We start from the raw sequence: 16905 nt of genomic DNA, 5'->3' as shown, positions 1-16905 counted from the left end.
ATATATGAATGAATATCGTAAACTTAAATGTTTTGATGATGACGGACTATAATTGTGCAAAATATAGAAGAGATAATGACTAAAAAAGAAAATCATTAAAAATGTGTATAGAAAAATGCACAGGAACATTTAAATTAATTCATGTGCATTGAATGATTTTATCGTAATATAAAAGAATTGAAAGAAGAAAAGAAAGTGATCGCGTATGCAGCTACACAATTTAAAAACCTTTGATGTTTCATTCGATAGACAACAAAAGCGTCTAAAGTTAGGGGCATATTGAGTGAATGAGGAAGGTATGCAGATTGCACTTAAATATGATTTAAGCACAATCCGAGTTCTTCCAACCTTTAAAATATGTTATTAGCGCACTTGAATGAGTACAATCGCTATAATAATTACAACAAAGCCAATAAGGCGTTGGGAAGATAAACGACGCGGTGGAACACCTAATAATCCAAAGTGATCAATAATCATACCCATAATAATTTGACCTAACATGACAGTGATTAAAGTAAATGTCACGCCGATATGTGGCGTTAAAATAATGTTCGTAGTAACAAAAATGACGCCAAGTGCACCACCGATAAAATGCCACCATTTCAAAGGACCATTTGATGCATGAAGTGTATTGATAGAAATTTTACGATGAACTATCAGCGTTAATAAGATCAGCGCTAGTGATCCTACTGTAAAAGAAATGAGTGATGCGAAATAAGGAGAGTGCACACTTTGGCCTAAATGACTGTTGATTGCAGTTTGGATTGGAGGAGCGAATCCAAATAAAATACCTACGATAATCCATAAAGGCGTTTGATGCGCCGTACGTACAACTTTTGAGCGCTTTTGAATATTCATTAAAATAATGCCAATGAGTAATAAAATAATACCAAAAGCCTTCAAAATGGATAACGGCTTGATTTCTACGTTAAACCAACCAAACGAGTCTATCACGACACTCATTAATATTTGACCTGCAATTGTAGTGACAACGGTGAGCGAAGCCCCAATTTTGGGGAGTAACAATAAATTGCCTGTTAAAAAGATAACCCCCATTAATCCGCCTACATACCAATAATAGTCAATTTGATAATGACGAAAGGAAGCAATCGAAAAAACATGTGGGTTCATGATTAAATTAACAATGATGAGCCAAAGTGTTCCAGTCGAAAATGAAATAGCTGAAGCATAAAACGAGGAGTGCGTATAAAGACTCAATTTTGAATTGATAGAAGTTTGAATTGGCACGACACTACCTGCGATAAGCCCTAAAATAAGTAAAAGTGAAAGCATATCATGTCCATCCTTATTGTTTAATTAAGATAGTGTTATTATAGCAAAATATAATAAGATAGCATTTAAAGGGAATTATCGAATTTTAATTTCAAAAAGTTTAATATTTTAGATAAAAGAAAGTTACGATATATTTACAAACGTAAGTTATTTTGATTAAGATAGGGAGGAGTCATGAAAATTGTTGTTGAACTTAATTGTATTAATCACATGGAAGGTTATTTAAGTTTAATGCATGACTAAGGCATTTATTTGAAGAATTGTATGATGTAAGAGAAAGTTGTGATAAATTTGTACGAACATGAGATCGTACGTGTCATTGATGAACAAATGTTTTTTATCAATGTAAAACCGTCAACCCAACTTCAAGAGGGACAATATGTTGAAGTTTTAAACCCTTTTAAGTCTTACAAAACGTTAGCAAGGGTTGAAGAAGTATTTGAGAAATATGCGATATGTTATAAGTTGGGGAAATATAAGATATTCTACGGTGATGAAGTGAGAATTCGACCTCATTATCAAAAGAATGACTAGAAAAGAGCCTGTCACGTTTATTTGTGACAGGCTCTCGTTATTTATATGGTATGCGCAAGGTCTTTTTTATTAGAAAAGGACTGTAACGGACTTATCAATCAATTGTGCACCTACTGCTTTTTGAATGTCGCCCCCTTTACTATCTAGTATGTTCAATTGCACAATCTTATTTGCTTGTGTTTCTACGAGTTCTTTTGTGATAGAAGTGTCTAATTTTGGAAGAGAGAGTTTGATATTCTTTTGTGATGCGTCGGAAAAAGTAATTTCTAAAGTTTTTGTATTCATTTTTGTATGCTCCTTTTTATTGAATGTATTCAGATGTTAGGACTTCAATTGCGTCATATTGTTCACCAGTAAGTGCTTGAATTGCATTGCTAAAGGCTTTGAGTTCTTCTCGGGTTGCAGTTGGTTTAAGTTGCGTAAAGCGTCTTGACGTTTTAGTTGTTTTTCCTTCCGGTGTGACTGATGTTTGCGTCAGAATAAGTGTGATTTGATGGATGTTCATATTTCTGACCTCCTTTCACTTTATATATCGAATATGACAGCGAAAAAGCACACCCTAAAAATAAAATAATTTATGAAAATTCTTTCATGTTACTTAAATATAGTTTATCATGGAATAAGAAACATTATGAGAGGTGGAATTGCGTGAACTGTGTAGATCCTATCCGTGACAAACAAGATATTCATCGAATGTATGAATTTTTAAAGGCACATTCAATGCGTGATTATTTATTTTTTAAATTTGCTATCCATACGGGTATTAAGTTAACAGAGTTACTTAATTTTAAGGTGTCTCAATTCCTTTCTGATCAAGGCGTCAGTATGACACGTTGGTATGAAACGGACTCAAATATTCGTGTTGTTATTCCAGAACAACTACGTAAAGAGCTAAAACAATACATTCAGGCAGAAGCAATTTCTGGAGATGACTTATTGTTTCGCTCGAAGCGGACAAAAAAAGGGCTTAGTCGTCAACAAGCTTATCGTATTGTTAACAATGCGGCACATCAATTAGGAATTGAACATATTGGCTTAACGACACTTAGAAAAACTTTTGCATATCATGCGTATAAATCTGGAATTTCAGTTTCAATCATTCAAAAATATCTTGGACATCAAACGGCTTATGAAACAATGAAGTTTATAGGTATTTCTAAAAAGGAAATTAACACGACCATCGCTTTAAATTTATAAAAATAGAGAAAGGGAGGCGTGAAGATGTTAAGTGGATTGCTTATATTTTTAATGGCAATAATGATCATACTTGTCGTAATGATGAAGTGGAATACAAAGCGTTTACCCGGCTTTGTCGCATTACTTGCACCCCTTGTTGCATCAATAATCTTTTTGATAAACATCCCTAAGGTATTAGACAACCAACTGATCATTGAAAAGATTCAGTGGTTACCTGCTTTAGATATTAACCTCGTACTCCGCTTGGATGGATTGAGTATGTTTTTTGCCTTACTTATTTCCATCATTGGTGTCGCTGTATTCTTTTATGCAACACAATACTTATCCTATGAACATGATCATTTACCCCGATTTTTCACATATTTAGTTTTATTTATGTTTAGTATGTTAGGAATTGTACTTTCTGATAACACGATCTTGTTATACGTTTTTTGGGAGTTAACAAGTGTGTCATCGTTCCTACTGATTAGTTATTGGTACGATAAAAGTGAGAGTCAAAACGGTGCAATCACTTCATTTATGATTACGGTTTTAGGTGGCTTAGCCATGTTAGTCGCGTTTGTCATGTTATATCACGTGGCAGGAACGTTCTCAATTAGTGAATTAATACATCAAAGACATACGATTGCACAACATCCTTTATTTATCCCCATTGTATTGTTATTGTTACTCGGTGCTTTTACTAAGTCAGCACAGTGGCCTTTTCATTTCTGGTTACCAAAGGCGATGGCTGCGCCTACACCCGTGAGTGCCTATCTACACTCAGCGACAATGGTAAAAGCAGGTATATTTTTACTTTTAAGGTTTACACCCATTTTAGGTTTGAGTGATACTTATACTTATCTTGTGACGGCTATTGGGCTCATCACTATGATATACGGCTCGTTTACTGCGATTAGACAATTTGACTTAAAAGGGATACTTGCTTATTCAACAATTAGTCAATTAGGTATGATCATGACGATGGTTGGATTAGGTGGCGGTATTGCTAAAGCGACGCAGAGTGGGATGATTGAAATCTATTCTTACTTATTATGCGCAGCGCTTTTTCATCTTTTCAATCATGCATTATTTAAAGGAACATTATTTATGGGCGTGGGTTTAATCGATCATGAAACAGGCACACGTGATATCCGACAATTAGGTGGTTTAAAACATTACTTGCCGATTACCATGGTTGTCATGTCAATGGCTGCACTTTCTATGGCAGGCGTCCCGTTATTAAACGGCTTTATAAGTAAAGAAATGTTTTTTGAAGGATTAATTCGATCGAATCATCTGTCTGCTTTCAACCAATCTATGATGATTGCAATTGCGCTTGTAGGCTTTATTGCTAGTATCTTTACCTTTATTTATTCAATCAATATGATAAAAACGACATTTTTTGGCTCATTTCAGTTGAACAAAGCGATACATGAACCACGTTTATTCATTACACCCGCGATGATAATGGCGCTCTTATTACCGATTGTATTTATTGTTCCACAGTGGGTAGGGACTTATCTTATTCAACCTGCATTTTTAAGTTCAGTTCGTTCAACATCTTTTGCGTCCACAGTTCCCCACTTATCAGCATGGCATGGGTTTAATATACCTTTACTTATGAGTTTAACGATTATCGTTGTGGGGCTTATTGTAGTATTATTCGTAGATTTACAACGCTATCTGTCTTTAAAAGAAAATCAAATGTCAGTATCACGTATGTGTAATGATTCATACCGGTCAATGGAATTTTATTGTGGATACGGGCTACGTAGTTTGATGAATAATCGTTTGAATTCTTACATTATTATTACGTTGATTATTTATTTTGTAATTCATCTCTATGGTTTGATACGTACAGGGGTTCCAGAACTTTCACGTATCGAAGTCACTGAGTACCATATCTTTCATATACTCCTTTTAGTAACGGTAGTTCTCATTGGATTTGCGCTCATATTTATTAGACAACGTTTAACGATGGTTATTCTTACAGGGGGCATTGGTTATGTTGTTGCGTTGTTCTTTATTTTAATGCGTGCACCAGATTTAGCGCTAACACAACTTGTTACTGAAACGATTACGACAGTATTATTTATCGTAAGCTTTTCAAGATTACCGAATATTCCACGCGGTAAGTTCAATATGAAAAAAGAAACCGTTAAAATCTTAGTTTCTTTACTTACTGCAATTACAGTAATCGGTATTGTTTTTATTATTCAACAAGCGAGCGCAATAGAAACGATTTCTGTTTTTTATCATGATGCTTATGAAAAATCAGGTGGTAAAAATATCGTTAATGCCATTTTAGGTGATTTCAGGGCATTAGATACACTGGCAGAAGGTTTAGTTTTAATTATTGCAGGACTCGGTATTTATACATTACTTAACTATAAAGATCGGAGAGGTCAAGATGAAAGAGAATGATTTAGTACTCAAAACCGTTACAAGAGTGGTTGTATTTATCATCTTAACATTTGGCTTTTATCTCTTCTTTGCAGGACATAATAATCCTGGAGGCGGATTTATTGCCGGCCTAGTGTTAAGTTCAGCTTTTATCTTAATGTTTTTAGCATTTGATGTAAAAAAGGTACTAGAAGCTTTACCTATTGATTTTAGAAAGCTCATGATTGTTGGTGCGCTTTTATCACTCGCAACTGCAATTGTGCCTGTGTTTTTCGGTAAGAACATCCTTTATCAAGAGGATTGGAATGTGACTTTTCCTTATTTTGGTGAAGTACATCTGTCGACAATTACATTATTTGAAGCGGGAATCGCCCTAGTTGTTGTCGGCGTGGTCGTAACGACAATACTTTCCCTGAGTGGAGGGAGATCATGAATATTATTTTATTGATTGTAATCGGATTTTTAGTTTTTATTGCTACTTATATGGTACTGTCTAAAAATTTAATTCGTATCGTTATTGGTATCGCAATTTACACGCATGCAGGCAATCTTATTATTATGAGTATGGGTGAATATACCGCACAAAAAACCGAACCATTGATTGTGAGTGGTCATCAAAACTTTGTTGATCCATTGTTACAAGCAATCGTTTTAACTGCGATTGTAATTGGATTTGCAATCACTGCATTTTTGCTTGTCTTAGTTTACCGTACTTTTAAAGTGACTAAAGAAGATGAAATCGATGTATTAACAGGAGGTGAAGAGGATGAACGATAATATTTTAGCCGTACCCATACTCTTACCACTTCTGGGTGCACTTCTTTTAGTCATTTTGAACAAGCAAGTGCGGTTATCACGCTTTATTGCTCTTTTTGTATTATTGATATCATTCGTCGTCTCGCTCGTGATGTTGATCGACGTGTACAACCATAAGCCGATTGTTTTGAATTTCGGTAATTGGGAAGCACCGTTTGGTATTCAATATGTCGGCGACGCGTTGAGTTTAATACTCGTTACCACAACATTTTTAGTCGTGTTTATGATTGTCGCTTTTGGTTTTGGACGTGGTGAAAAGCGTGCAAGTCGGTATTATTTATTATCCTTTGTCTTATTTTTAACAACCGGTGTCGTGGGCTCCTTTTTGACTGCAGATTTGTTTAACTTATATGTCATGTTCGAAATTATGCTACTTGCTTCATTTGTGTTAGTGACATTAGGACAATCTGTAGAGCAATTGCGCGCGAGTATTATATATGTCGTCCTTAATGTGATAGGCTCATGGTTTTTCTTAATAGGGATTGGCCTTCTGTATCGTCAAATCGGTACCTTAAATTACACGCATATCGCGATAAGAATTCATGAAATGGATGATCCGACAGCGATTCACTTAGTGGCGATGTCATTTATTGTTGCTTTCGGATCAAAAGCAGCACTTGTTTTATTTATGTGGCTTCCAAAGGCATATGCCGTACTCAATACAGAACTTGCAGCCCTTTTTGCCTCATTAATGACAAAAGTTGGCGCATATGCTTTGATTCGGTTCTTTACTTTAATTTTCAATAAAAGTGGTGAAATTGTCGAACCACTTTTAATTGTTATGGCAGGTCTTACAATGGTAATTGGAGCCATTGGAACGATTGCGTATCGAGATATTAAAAAGATTGCCGCTTACCAAGTTGTATTATCTATCGGATATATCATTTTTGGTTTAGGTACGCATACATTTAATGGAATCAATGGCGCAATTTTTTACTTAGTGAACGATATCGTTGTAAAAGCGTTACTGTTTTTCATTATAGGTATTATGGTTTACACAACGGGTTACCGCCAATATCGCTTCTTAACAGGATTAGCCCAAAAGGAACCGTGGCTTGGTGTGGCTTTTATTGTTGTGACATTAGCCATTGGAGGAGTGCCGCCATTCAGTGGATTTCCTGGGAAATTACTTATTTTTCTCGGTGCAGTTGAGCATCAGCATTATGTAGGCTTAGTATTGATGATTATCACAAGTTTGATAGGGATGTATAGTTTGTTCCGAGTCTTCTTTTATATGTATGCAGGAAATCGTGATAAAGGTGCAGAAATTCAATTTAAGCCTATCAAGTCAAATAGAAAGGCTATCGTTTTATTTATGACTGCAGTTACATTAGCGATAGGTCTTTGCGCACCAGTGATCTACCAAGTTACAGCACAAGCAACGGATTTATCCATGAATGTACAAAAATTTGAAAAAATGGTTAATCCTGGACTGCGAGGTGGCAGTTAAATGAGACAAATTGCTTTGAATATGATGATAGCTATCTTATGGGTGTTATTCCAAGATGAAGATGCTTTTCGTTTTCCAACATTTGTGATTGGCTATTTAATAGGTATTGTTATTATTTATTTACTTCATAAATTTTTTAATCAAGAATTTTATCCTAAAAAGATTTGGGTATCGATTAAATTTTTATTTACGTATCTCTATCAACTATTGACTGCAACATTCTCAATAATCAATTATGTGTTATTTAAAGCGAATAAAATGGATCCTGGTTTAGTAACTTATGAAACGCAGCTCGATACGGATTGGGAAATTACGTTTTTAACAATTTTAGTGATTATAACACCAGGATCGACTGTTATTCGTGTGAATCGTGATCCTAACATCTTTTTAATTCACGCTATTGATACGACTGAAAAAGAAAAGAAAAATTTATTGAAAAGTATTAAAAAATACGAAGAACTCATTGTGGAGGTGACGAAATGATAACTGAATTAACACAATTCTTCTTGTCGAGTGCATTAGTTATCTTTGCTGTGTCATTAGTTGTCGTATTGTTTCGTTTGATTGAAGGACCTACAACAGCAGACCGTGTCGTCGCATTTGACGCAATGAGTGCCATTTTAATGTCAACAGTAGGGGTTTTGAGTCTCTTATTCGAAACATTTTCATTTTTAGATTCTGTACTGTTGATTGCCATTATTTCCTTTTTAAGTTCTGTTACGATTTCTCGCTTTATTGAAGGGGGGAATGTATTTCATGGCGATGACAAATGAAATCATCCAATTGTTAGCAGCTCTCCTTGTGTTTGCAGGAAGTATTATTGCGCTTGTAAGTGCAATTGGTTTAGTTCGATTTAAAGATGTCTTTTTAAGAATTCATGCAGCGACAAAAGCTTCTACGGCAGCAGTTTTATTGACACTGGTGGGTGTATTTATTTATTTTATCTTTGCGCAAGGTTATGTCAGTGTCCGTACGATTTTAGCATTGGTCTTTATTAATATTACTTCACCCGTTGGCGGTCATTTAATCTCGCGTGCCGCTTATCGAACAGGTGCTTATATGTATCAAAAACATGAAAATCATGAAAATACAGACCTTAATAAAGAAGATGTAGATGAAGAGACGAAGCGTCGAATTCGAATAGAAAAAAGAGCGAAACGACGCAAAAGAATATACTCTCGCTTAGATAAAGACTAATTTTAAAAAATGAGATTGAATCATATTTATAATTTCTAAATAAGTTTTTAATAGTGCCCATAGCTCACTTACTTCTTAATACGAATTTTAGGATTTTGAGAAGTTTATCAAGCGAACTTCATTATTTAAAATAATAAAAAAGCGTGAACCAATGGTAATGTATTGGTCACGCTTTTTATTATATGATGAATATTTCTATTGATGTATCAATGGGAGTTTTATTTCATGCTTTTGTGGATTGTTTCGATATTAGATTTCATCATTTTATAGTATGAATCTCCGTTGCTACCTTTTTTACCAATAGAGTCTGTATAAACTGTGCCGTAAATTTTCGCACCTGTTTCTTCGCCTAAGCTCTTCATGCTCTTGTCACTTACACTTGTTTCAAGAAGAAGGTTTTTGATGTGATTTTGTTTAACGAAGTCAATTGCTTGTTTCATTTGCTCTGGTGTACCTTGGTTTTCAGTGTTGATTTCCCATATATAACCTGGCGTTACATCATATTGTTTTGCGAAGTATTTGAATGCACCTTCACTTGTAATCATAACGCGTTTTTCTTTTGGAATATCACTAAATTCGTCTTTACTTTTATTGTTTAGTTTTTCTAATTTGTCTAAGTAAGATTTACCATTTTTTTCAAAAGTAGATTTATGTGATGAATCTGCTTTTTCTAATGCATCTTTGATGTTTTTAACGTATTGGATCCCATTATCTAAACTTAACCATGCGTGAGGGTCAATGTTGTGTTCTGATTTTTCACCTTTTTTCAAGTAGATAGGATCAACATGTTTAGAAGCTTGAACAACTGAAGAATCGTCTAATGATTTGTTAGCTTGTTTTAATGCTTTTTCAAACCAACCATTCCCACTTTCTAAGTTGAAACCATTATAAATAATAATATCTGCGTCAGTTAATGCTTTAACGTCTTTAGGCTTAATTTCATATTCATGAGGGTCTTGACCAACAGGAACGATGCTGTGAATTTCTGCTTCATCGCCTGTAATATTTTTTGCCATATCATATAAGATTGAGTTTGTTGTTACAATCTTAAGTTTGTGATCTTTATGTCCTTGATCAGAAGAGTTACATGCTGTTAAAAGAAAAACAATCGATAAAATCGATAAAAGTGTAAGAATTCGTTTACTCATGATTTTTGATACGCTCCTTTATGTGAGATGTTGTTAAATTTAGTCAGTGCAAAAACAAGTGCATACAATATTGCAGCGATGAGGACGATAACCGCACCACTTGGTAAATTCAATATAAAGCTAACATAGATGCCGATTGTAGAGCTGATGACGCTAAACAAACTAGAAACGAGCATCATTGTAGATAATCTTTTTGTTATGAGATAAGCCGTTGAAGCAGGCGTAATGAGCAGGGCAACAACAAGGATGACACCTACAGTTTGAACACTTGCGACGATAACGAGCGCTAAAAGTAACATAACAAAATAATGCATAAATGTAGTATTGAGTCCACTCATTCGACTGAACACTGGATCAAATGTAGACATTTTTAAAGGTCGAAAAAGAATGATAATCAAACTCAATACAATGATACTAACAACCAATGCAGTATAAAATGCGGACTGAGTAATGGCTAAAATATTACCAAAAAGAATGTGATATAAGTCTGTTGCTGAATGAATTAAGCTGATTAAAATAATACCTAAAGCGAGAAAGGCGGTAAATGTAATACCGATTGCTGCATCCTTTTTAGTTTTTGATTTGTCCGAAATATAACCAATAATTGTACTACTGAGCATACCTGTAATCAATGCGCCGATAAACATAGGAATATTGAAAAGAAATGATAAAGCAACACCAGGTAAGACGGCATGACTCATTGCGTCCCCCATAAGTGAAAGCCCTCTAAGAACAATCAGACATCCGACAACGCCACATACAATGCCGACTAAGATGGCTGTAATCATAGCCCGTGACAAAAATTGATATTCAAAGAGATGTTGAATGAATGACATCTTGTGATGACTCCTTTCCATGGGGATTTTGGTCTTGTAATTTTGTTGAATGGTGACGACTTAAAAAGACAGATTCTATGTTTTCTGTTTTTAAGGCTTCGGAACTTTCACCTAAAAATGCGACAGATTGGTTTAAGAGTAAAATACGATCAAAATATTCAGAAGCTGTTGTGAGGTCATGATGTACAATTAAAATGAGTTTACCTTGCTGTTTTAATGCTTTAAGTTTGTTGTAAATGATGTGTTCACTTTTGAAGTCGATACCTACAAATGGCTCATCAAGCAAATAAACCACGCTATCTGACATTAGGGCGCGAGCGATGAACACACGCTGGAGTTGTCCGCCACTAAGCGCATGCAATTGTCGTTTGCGTAAATCAAAAAGCTCTAACTCTTTTAATAACGTGTCTCTTTTATCGCGAATAGATTTTGGTACACGTTTAAACCATCCGATTTCTTGATAGCAGCCAGATAAAACTAAATCCTGTACATTGATTGGGAAGTCAAGATCAAGTACAGATTTCTGTGGTATATATGTAATATCTGTTAAATGTTGTTGTGTCGGTTTTTGGTTAAGTAAAATCGTGCCTTCAGCAGGTAATTCGCCAATAATAGATTTGATTAAAGAGGACTTACCACTCCCATTGGGGCCCATAATTCCAATCATTTCACCATTCAATGGTAAATCTAATGTGATGTTTTTCAAAACATGTTTTTGACCTAAAAATAGGTTTAGGTTTTTTATGGATAACATATTAACACCACCTTTCTTCTGTTTTAGGTTACCCTAATAAAGTATATTATAAATAGAAAATTGTCAATATCAATAGAATTCATGATACAATAAATTGTATATGTGAAAGAGGTGAGCATATGTTAACTGAGGAAAAAGAAGACTATCTTAAAGCAATTTTAAGTCATGATGGCGTTCATAGTTATGTGTCAAATAAAACGTTATCAGGATTTTTGAATATTAAACCTCCATCTGTGAGCGAAATGGTAGGACGCTTGGAAAAAGAGGGCTATGTCATAACGAAACCTTATAAAGGCGTAAAGTTATCAGAACTAGGACTGACTTATACATTAGATGTAATTAAGCGACATCGTTTAATAGAATTATTTTTAATAAAGATTTTAAATTATACGTGGGAAGAAGTTCATAGTGAAGCAGAGGTGCTCGAGCACCGTGTATCTGAACTATTTGTAGAACGTTTGGACGAACTATTAAATTATCCGGAAACATGTCCGCACGGTGGTGTGATTCCACGAAACAATCAATATGAAGAAATTTATAAAACACCGTTATTGCAGTTTGATGCAGGGGATACGGTGACGATTCGACGTGTCCGTGATCGATCGGAATTACTCGTATTTTTATCGAGCAAAGCATTGTCTATCGGTGATACCGTTACAATAGTAGAAAAAGATGAAATCAATCAATTATTAGAATTGCAAAATAAAGACGAAAAAGTCACATTAAGCTATCATAACGCAGATGTGATCTTCGTTGAAAAAGTACAATAAAAATAGCGAGTAATCATTTTAATATAATTTAACAAGAGGCTAGGACATTAATCCTAAAATAAATAGCGCTGAGATGATTTTAATAGAAAATCGTCTCAGCGCTTCTTTTTATGATAAAACTTCGCATTCAATTAAGCCAAATTGAGTTGAAACTTCAGCCCCTAAGCAAGCGCGTCTATGGAGTCATGATTATCAAAAAACTATGTCCTAAATCCTTTATCATCCTTAGCTAAGAAAAGATATGAAAGCTATATGTCCATGTATAATAAAGTGTTAGAAGATTGACTGCAATCCAAAACATTGAAAATAAAAATGTCGGAAGATGTGTCAACGCTTTTAGTGCAGTTCCATCCCATTGGGCTTGTGAACGTGAAAACGTGAGTTGCAAAATCGTTACCGTTGATAATATGACTTCTCCTAATAAAGTTCCTAAAATAAAATGATAAACGAACATATATATGAAGGAATAATTTGTTAAGTTTTCAGATTGAATTCCAAAATAGCCGATAAGTGTTAAGAATAAGATAATCAAAATCGGAACTAATTTTCGAGAGGTCTTCCATGTGAAATAAATAAAAATTAAAATGTATAGCATCAATAATAACGCACCTTGGCCTTTACTTTGAAGATAAAGACCTAAACATAACATCATCGGAGGTGTTAAATATCCACCTAGCGTTGTAAAGATTTGTCCTGTTCGGTTATGACTTTGTGTGACAGCGTATCCTTGTTGCCCTGTCGCATTACGCTCACGTCTGGTTGCGACAACTACAAAATCAATCACGTGACCACCAGATAATTTGTTAAATAAGATATGCCCCCATTCATGAGTCAAGACGGGAATATAATTCATCGCAATATCTAGTATAGAAAATAAAGGGCGATGATGATAATAGCGACTGATTAAGTAAATTGCAGTTAGGGTGCAAAGTAATACACCTGAAATCGGAATCGGTGAAGTCAACCAAGAATATCCGTGCATATATGTCCATCCTTTCAGAGCCAATATAATGATTATAACGGCTGAATGAAAAAGGGACTATGGACTAAAGTCTTAAAGTTGAAGGTTTAACTATACGAATACACCATTCAATTGAGGGTAAGTATTCATTTTCAAATAGCCGATGAAATGAGGACGTTGCGCTCTTTTTAAAATAGGAGAAAAGCAGCCTCATACTTTAGCATGAAAAGATATCTTTTAGCTTGATTTTGGTGTAAAATGTGTTAAAGTAACATAAACATATTGTAAACTAAAAGTAAAAACAAACTGAAATGATAGAGAGAATGAAGGTGAAACTATGGCAAAAGTAATGCCTAGTGGAGAGCGTGAGGGAACTTTTACACATCCTGATATCACGACAATGCAAGAAGCATATCGTTTAAAAGATAAAAATGCACAAGTCAAAGTGATGAATGTCATGTTTGATAATGTCACTTTATTAGACATGCATCAAAATATTTTAAAGTATATGCATAGTGAAACAAAACACAATTTATTCATTGTGACAGCAAATCCAGAAATTGTTCATTACGCTTCAGAAAACCCGAAATATCATAAAATGATTGAACAGGCAGATTATATTGTGCCTGATGGGACAGGAATTGTTAAAGCGGCGCGTATTTTAGGTCAACCTTTACAAGAACGTGTTCCTGGTATCGAAGTAATGGAAACATGTTTAAATATTGCTGATTTAGAACATAAAAAAGTGTTTTTACTTGGTGCAACATCACCTGTCGTTGAAAAAGCAGCAAGACGTATCCAACGACAATTTCCAAATATTGAAATTCAAACACACCATGGTTTTATAGATATTACAGATCAAGAAGTTATCGAGCAAGTGCGTCAGTTTAATCCGGATTTTGTTTTTGTTGGCATGGGTTATCCTAAGCAAGAACAATGGATACAGCACAACCGACATCATTTTGACCATACATTAATGATGGGGATTGGCGGTGCTATTGATGTTTTTAGTGGGGATGTCAAAAGAGCACCTTATGTATGGCGCGCACTTAATTTAGAATGGGCGTATCGTTGTTTGACAGATATGAAACGTATCCGTAGATTAGAGAGAATTCCTAAATTCGTTGTAGGAGTTTATAAACAGAAGTATTTCAATCAATCAAAATAATTTAAAGGTAGGGCGATGAATTGACGCGCTACCTTTAATTATTTAAAAATGGGGCAAGTCGTACGACGGTAAATCGAATGTATCGGCTACCATTATAAAGCTGTAGCACGGTAAAAAGAGCGTTATCATCATAATAATAACGTAATATCAAACATAAAAAGCGCGAGCGATTCAGGCCGTAATTGAAGAGACGACTGGAATTACTCGCGCTTTATTTTGAAAAATTGATTGAAATACTAAGATTTATTGAATGAAAGGTATTATTTTTGGGTATTGTGCAAATATGCAATTATGTGATTGATGATTCGTTTATTTCACAACAAAACGTTTTTCATCTAAGCTGTTTCTAAAAGCTTTTTGATCAGCAATGGACTTTTTCTTAAAGTCTTTAAGGAAAGCTTCATACTGAGGAAGTACATCATCAACTGAACCAAATTCTTTAAGTTGGCCTGCTTCAATCCAAGCAATTTTAGTACAAAATTCTTTCACTTGGCGCAAGTTATGACTTACAAAGAAAATCGTTTTTTCTGCTTCTTTAAATTCATAGATTTTTTTCAAGCTTTTTTGAGTAAACGTTTGGTCACCCACAGAAAGGGCTTCGTCAATGACGAGTATTTCAGGGTTAATTGTTACACTGATTGAAAAGCCGAGTTTTGAGCGCATCCCACTTGAATATTTTTTCACGGGTTGGTATATAAACTCACCAAGCTCACTAAACTCTACAATTTCAGGTGTTAATGCTTTAATTTGATGTTTATCGAATCCCATGCATAGCATTTTAAATTCGATATTTTCCATGCCGGTTAAGTTACCATTTAGGCCTGCGTTAATTGCGATGACACTCACATCACCTTTTTTATCAATATGACCGTTAGTCGGCGTGAGCGAGCCACCGATCATATTGCTGAGTGTTGATTTACCTGAGCCATTAATACCGACGAGACCGATTACATCACCAGCATAAGCCTGAAACGAAATGTCTTTTAAAGCATAAAATGTTTTATTTTTATGTTTTGGCCATAGAGCATCTTTGATACGCTCTTTATTATTACGATAAATACGATATTCTTTTGTCACTTGATTAATATTGACAGTTGGATTCATCTGAGAACATTCCTTACATTAATTGATAATATTTATGAGAATTTCGTTTTTTGCTTTCATCATTTGTTGTCTATAGATTATAATATATTACTAAGTGGTTGTTAAATTTGTGAAGCTATTGTAAAGTATTAGGGATACAATGTATCCATTTTACTCAAATAGTTGAACAATTTCAATTAAAGAATAGGTGATGAGACACTCTAGGTCAATATATTCATTATATAGCGACCTTGTTTTGGCATTGAGTGAATTATCCAATATGTGAAAGCGTGGTAAATTATGAATTCAGTTAGAATCGTATTAAAGGAGCATTTAAAAAGTTTCTACCTCATTCAACGGTTAGCACAATTCCAACTTAAAATTTCAAATCATAATAATTATCTTGGATTAGCTTGGGAGATTATTAATCCGGTAATACAAATTTTGGTTTATTGGTTTGTCTTTGGATTTGGAATTCGTAGCAACCACCCAATAGAAGGGATACCGTTCATATATTGGCTATTAGTCGGTATTAGTATGTGGTTCTTCATTAACCAAGGTATTTTAGAAGGCACAAAATCGATTACGATGAAATACGGGCAGGTTGCGAAGATGAACTTTCCACTATCGATTATTCCAACTTATATCGTCACAAGTAAACTTTATGGTCACTTGGCGCTTGTATTCGCTATTATAATATTGTGTATTTTATCAGGTATTACGCCAACAATTTATATCATTCAGTTATTTTTATATATTCCGTTTGCATATTTCTTCACGATATCTGTAACATTATTAACGTCAACGTTAGGTGTGCTTGTTAGAGATACACAAATGGCAATGCAAGCATTATTAAGGGTTCTTTTCTATGCATCGCCTATATTATGGCACCCTGCAACAGGGTCATTAGCAGAGAAGATTTTAAAGTTTAATCCAATCTTTTTTATAGCAGAGAGCTACCGTGCTGCGATACTGTATCATCAATGGTATTTCATAGAGCATTGGCATCTTGCGTTATATAATGTATTGGTTACAGTTGTAATATTTATCGTTGGTTCGATGTTACATATGCGCTACAGAGATCACTTTGCAGATTTTATGTAATGAGAACAAGCCTTCAATACAGTGGTTTGTGTTGAGGGCTTTTTGTTCATTCGACAACATTTTAAGGCGGTGAAGAACAATGATGCGATATTATATTAAAATGTTTTATATTTATATTATTAAATTTTTAAGTCGTTTATACAGTCATTTACGTGTGGATGCTAACCATATTGTTTTTTTAATGACTTTTAAAGAAGATGAATTACCCA

20 protein-coding genes are annotated in these 16905 nt (G+C 34.5%); 12 read left to right on the top strand and 8 right to left on the bottom strand.

The genetic code is table 11. The annotated features are described in order from the left end of the window. Positions 1–363: 363 nt before the first annotated feature. Positions 364–1293: a DMT family transporter gene (locus CD118_RS05310; RefSeq protein WP_060830330.1), complete on the bottom strand. Its 930-nt coding sequence runs from the start codon at positions 1291–1293 to the stop codon at positions 364–366. A 282-nt stretch (positions 1294–1575) separates the two neighbouring features. On the opposite strand from CD118_RS05310, the gene CD118_RS05305 reads away from it, so the two are divergent. Next, positions 1576–1827 (top strand): hypothetical protein, encoded by a 252-nt coding sequence (locus CD118_RS05305; RefSeq protein WP_103356360.1) that lies wholly within the window; start codon positions 1576–1578, stop codon positions 1825–1827. A 69-nt stretch (positions 1828–1896) separates the two neighbouring features. Here CD118_RS05305 and CD118_RS05300 read toward each other — a convergent pair whose 3' ends face one another. Beyond that, entirely contained in the window at positions 1897–2112 is a 216-nt protein-coding gene (locus tag CD118_RS05300) for a DUF2922 domain-containing protein (protein ID WP_016424369.1), read from the bottom strand. 16 nt (positions 2113–2128) lie between these two features. Beyond that, a complete protein-coding gene (gene sroA / locus CD118_RS05295) occupies positions 2129–2332 on the bottom strand; it encodes a sigS mRNA-stabilizing protein SroA (RefSeq protein WP_050331707.1) in 204 nt (67 codons plus the stop codon). A gap of 143 nt (positions 2333–2475) precedes the next feature. On the opposite strand from sroA, the gene CD118_RS05290 reads away from it, so the two are divergent. From CD118_RS05290 to CD118_RS05255, 8 genes are read left to right on the top strand one after another with little or no spacing between them, the layout of a single operon-like run. Beyond that, complete coding sequence (locus tag CD118_RS05290; protein WP_050331706.1) at positions 2476–3024, top strand: tyrosine-type recombinase/integrase; 549 nt, start codon at positions 2476–2478, stop codon at positions 3022–3024. Positions 3025–3048: 24 nt separating this feature from the next. After that, complete coding sequence (locus CD118_RS05285) at positions 3049–5430, top strand: DUF4040 family protein (RefSeq protein ID WP_060830329.1); 2382 nt, start codon at positions 3049–3051, stop codon at positions 5428–5430. Then, positions 5417–5842 carry a Na+/H+ antiporter Mnh2 subunit B gene (mnhB2, locus tag CD118_RS05280; protein WP_050331704.1) on the top strand — a complete coding sequence of 142 codons (426 nt, stop codon included), beginning with the start codon at positions 5417–5419 and terminating at the stop codon, positions 5840–5842. The genes CD118_RS05285 and mnhB2 overlap by 14 nt, the downstream gene beginning before the upstream one ends. Next, complete coding sequence (gene mnhC2 / locus CD118_RS05275) at positions 5839–6186, top strand: Na+/H+ antiporter Mnh2 subunit C (protein WP_016424374.1); 348 nt, start codon at positions 5839–5841, stop codon at positions 6184–6186. Before mnhB2 ends, mnhC2 begins: the two co-directional genes overlap by 4 nt. Further along, positions 6176–7675: a Na+/H+ antiporter subunit D gene (locus CD118_RS05270; RefSeq protein ID WP_060830328.1), complete on the top strand. Its 1500-nt coding sequence runs from the start codon at positions 6176–6178 to the stop codon at positions 7673–7675. The genes mnhC2 and CD118_RS05270 overlap by 11 nt, the downstream gene beginning before the upstream one ends. Beyond that, positions 7676–8158: a Na+/H+ antiporter subunit E gene (locus CD118_RS05265; RefSeq protein WP_050331702.1), complete on the top strand. Its 483-nt coding sequence runs from the start codon at positions 7676–7678 to the stop codon at positions 8156–8158. It abuts the gene before it with no gap. Beyond that, positions 8155–8448, top strand: coding sequence for a monovalent cation/H+ antiporter complex subunit F (locus tag CD118_RS05260; RefSeq protein WP_016424377.1), 294 nt, complete (start codon positions 8155–8157; stop codon positions 8446–8448). Before CD118_RS05265 ends, CD118_RS05260 begins: the two co-directional genes overlap by 4 nt. Then, a complete protein-coding gene (locus tag CD118_RS05255) occupies positions 8432–8872 on the top strand; it encodes a Na+/H+ antiporter subunit G (RefSeq protein ID WP_050331701.1) in 441 nt (146 codons plus the stop codon). Before CD118_RS05260 ends, CD118_RS05255 begins: the two co-directional genes overlap by 17 nt. 218 nt (positions 8873–9090) lie before the next feature. Here CD118_RS05255 and mntC read toward each other — a convergent pair whose 3' ends face one another. Genes mntC through CD118_RS05240 form a run of 3 tightly spaced genes read right to left on the bottom strand, consistent with a single transcriptional unit; the run spans position 9091 to position 11610 of the window. After that, entirely contained in the window at positions 9091–10020 is a 930-nt protein-coding gene (gene mntC / locus CD118_RS05250) for a manganese ABC transporter substrate-binding lipoprotein MntC (RefSeq protein ID WP_050346033.1), read from the bottom strand. Then, positions 10017–10856 carry a metal ABC transporter permease gene (locus tag CD118_RS05245; RefSeq protein WP_050331699.1) on the bottom strand — a complete coding sequence of 280 codons (840 nt, stop codon included), beginning with the start codon at positions 10854–10856 and terminating at the stop codon, positions 10017–10019. Before CD118_RS05245 ends, mntC begins: the two co-directional genes overlap by 4 nt. Further along, positions 10831–11610, bottom strand: coding sequence for a metal ABC transporter ATP-binding protein (locus CD118_RS05240; protein ID WP_050331698.1), 780 nt, complete (start codon positions 11608–11610; stop codon positions 10831–10833). The genes CD118_RS05245 and CD118_RS05240 overlap by 26 nt, the downstream gene beginning before the upstream one ends. A gap of 119 nt (positions 11611–11729) precedes the next feature. On the opposite strand from CD118_RS05240, the gene CD118_RS05235 reads away from it, so the two are divergent. Beyond that, a complete protein-coding gene (locus CD118_RS05235; RefSeq protein ID WP_050331697.1) occupies positions 11730–12380 on the top strand; it encodes a metal-dependent transcriptional regulator in 651 nt (216 codons plus the stop codon). 229 nt (positions 12381–12609) lie between these two features. On the opposite strand, the gene CD118_RS05230 is transcribed toward CD118_RS05235, so the two are convergent. Next, complete coding sequence (locus CD118_RS05230; protein WP_050331696.1) at positions 12610–13362, bottom strand: M50 family metallopeptidase; 753 nt, start codon at positions 13360–13362, stop codon at positions 12610–12612. Positions 13363–13741: 379 nt separating this feature from the next. Here CD118_RS05230 and tarA point away from each other — a divergent pair, with 379 nt between their 5' ends. Next, the gene (gene tarA / locus CD118_RS05225; RefSeq protein ID WP_050332004.1) at positions 13742–14509 is read left to right on the top strand and encodes an N-acetylglucosaminyldiphosphoundecaprenol N-acetyl-beta-D-mannosaminyltransferase TarA; all 768 of its coding nucleotides are present in this window, start codon (positions 13742–13744) and stop codon (positions 14507–14509) included. Between the two features lie 309 nt (positions 14510–14818). Here the strand turns inward: tarA and tagH are convergent, their stop codons facing one another. Continuing rightward, on the bottom strand, positions 14819–15613 hold the full coding sequence (gene tagH / locus CD118_RS05220; protein WP_050346032.1) for a teichoic acids export ABC transporter ATP-binding subunit TagH: 795 nt from the start codon (positions 15611–15613) through the stop codon (positions 14819–14821). Between the two features lie 279 nt (positions 15614–15892). Between tagH and CD118_RS05215 the strand changes: the two genes are divergently transcribed. Further along, positions 15893–16696, top strand: a complete 804-nt coding sequence (locus CD118_RS05215) for an ABC transporter permease (protein WP_050331694.1) — start codon at positions 15893–15895, stop codon at positions 16694–16696. Positions 16697–16905: the final 209 nt, after the last annotated feature.

This window comes from Staphylococcus coagulans, assembly GCF_002901995.1.
GTDB classification, from domain to species: Bacteria; Bacillota; Bacilli; order Staphylococcales; family Staphylococcaceae; genus Staphylococcus; species Staphylococcus coagulans.
Note: the sequence above shows the minus strand (reverse complement) of the source record. Positions and strands in the feature narration are given on the sequence as shown.

Coding starts and splice junctions, on each gene's coding strand:
- tarA (WP_050332004.1), top strand. CDS start 13,742: ATGCAAGAAGCATATCGTTTAAAAGATAAAAATGCACAAGTCAAAGTG.
- tagH (WP_050346032.1), bottom strand. CDS start 15,613: ATGAATCCAACTGTCAATATTAATCAAGTGACAAAAGAATATCGTATT.
- CD118_RS05215 (WP_050331694.1), top strand. CDS start 15,893: ATGAATTCAGTTAGAATCGTATTAAAGGAGCATTTAAAAAGTTTCTAC.
- CD118_RS05300 (WP_016424369.1), bottom strand. CDS start 2,112: ATGAATACAAAAACTTTAGAAATTACTTTTTCCGACGCATCACAAAAG.
- sroA (WP_050331707.1), bottom strand. CDS start 2,332: ATGAACATCCATCAAATCACACTTATTCTGACGCAAACATCAGTCACA.
- CD118_RS05260 (WP_016424377.1), top strand. CDS start 8,155: ATGATAACTGAATTAACACAATTCTTCTTGTCGAGTGCATTAGTTATC.
- CD118_RS05270 (WP_060830328.1), top strand. CDS start 6,176: ATGAACGATAATATTTTAGCCGTACCCATACTCTTACCACTTCTGGGT.
- mnhB2 (WP_050331704.1), top strand. CDS start 5,417: ATGAAAGAGAATGATTTAGTACTCAAAACCGTTACAAGAGTGGTTGTA.
- CD118_RS05265 (WP_050331702.1), top strand. CDS start 7,676: ATGAGACAAATTGCTTTGAATATGATGATAGCTATCTTATGGGTGTTA.
- CD118_RS05235 (WP_050331697.1), top strand. CDS start 11,730: ATGTTAACTGAGGAAAAAGAAGACTATCTTAAAGCAATTTTAAGTCAT.
- CD118_RS05240 (WP_050331698.1), bottom strand. CDS start 11,610: ATGTTATCCATAAAAAACCTAAACCTATTTTTAGGTCAAAAACATGTT.
- CD118_RS05285 (WP_060830329.1), top strand. CDS start 3,049: ATGTTAAGTGGATTGCTTATATTTTTAATGGCAATAATGATCATACTT.
- mnhC2 (WP_016424374.1), top strand. CDS start 5,839: ATGAATATTATTTTATTGATTGTAATCGGATTTTTAGTTTTTATTGCT.
- CD118_RS05230 (WP_050331696.1), bottom strand. CDS start 13,362: ATGCACGGATATTCTTGGTTGACTTCACCGATTCCGATTTCAGGTGTA.
- mntC (WP_050346033.1), bottom strand. CDS start 10,020: ATGAGTAAACGAATTCTTACACTTTTATCGATTTTATCGATTGTTTTT.
- CD118_RS05255 (WP_050331701.1), top strand. CDS start 8,432: ATGGCGATGACAAATGAAATCATCCAATTGTTAGCAGCTCTCCTTGTG.
- CD118_RS05245 (WP_050331699.1), bottom strand. CDS start 10,856: ATGTCATTCATTCAACATCTCTTTGAATATCAATTTTTGTCACGGGCT.
- CD118_RS05310 (WP_060830330.1), bottom strand. CDS start 1,293: ATGCTTTCACTTTTACTTATTTTAGGGCTTATCGCAGGTAGTGTCGTG.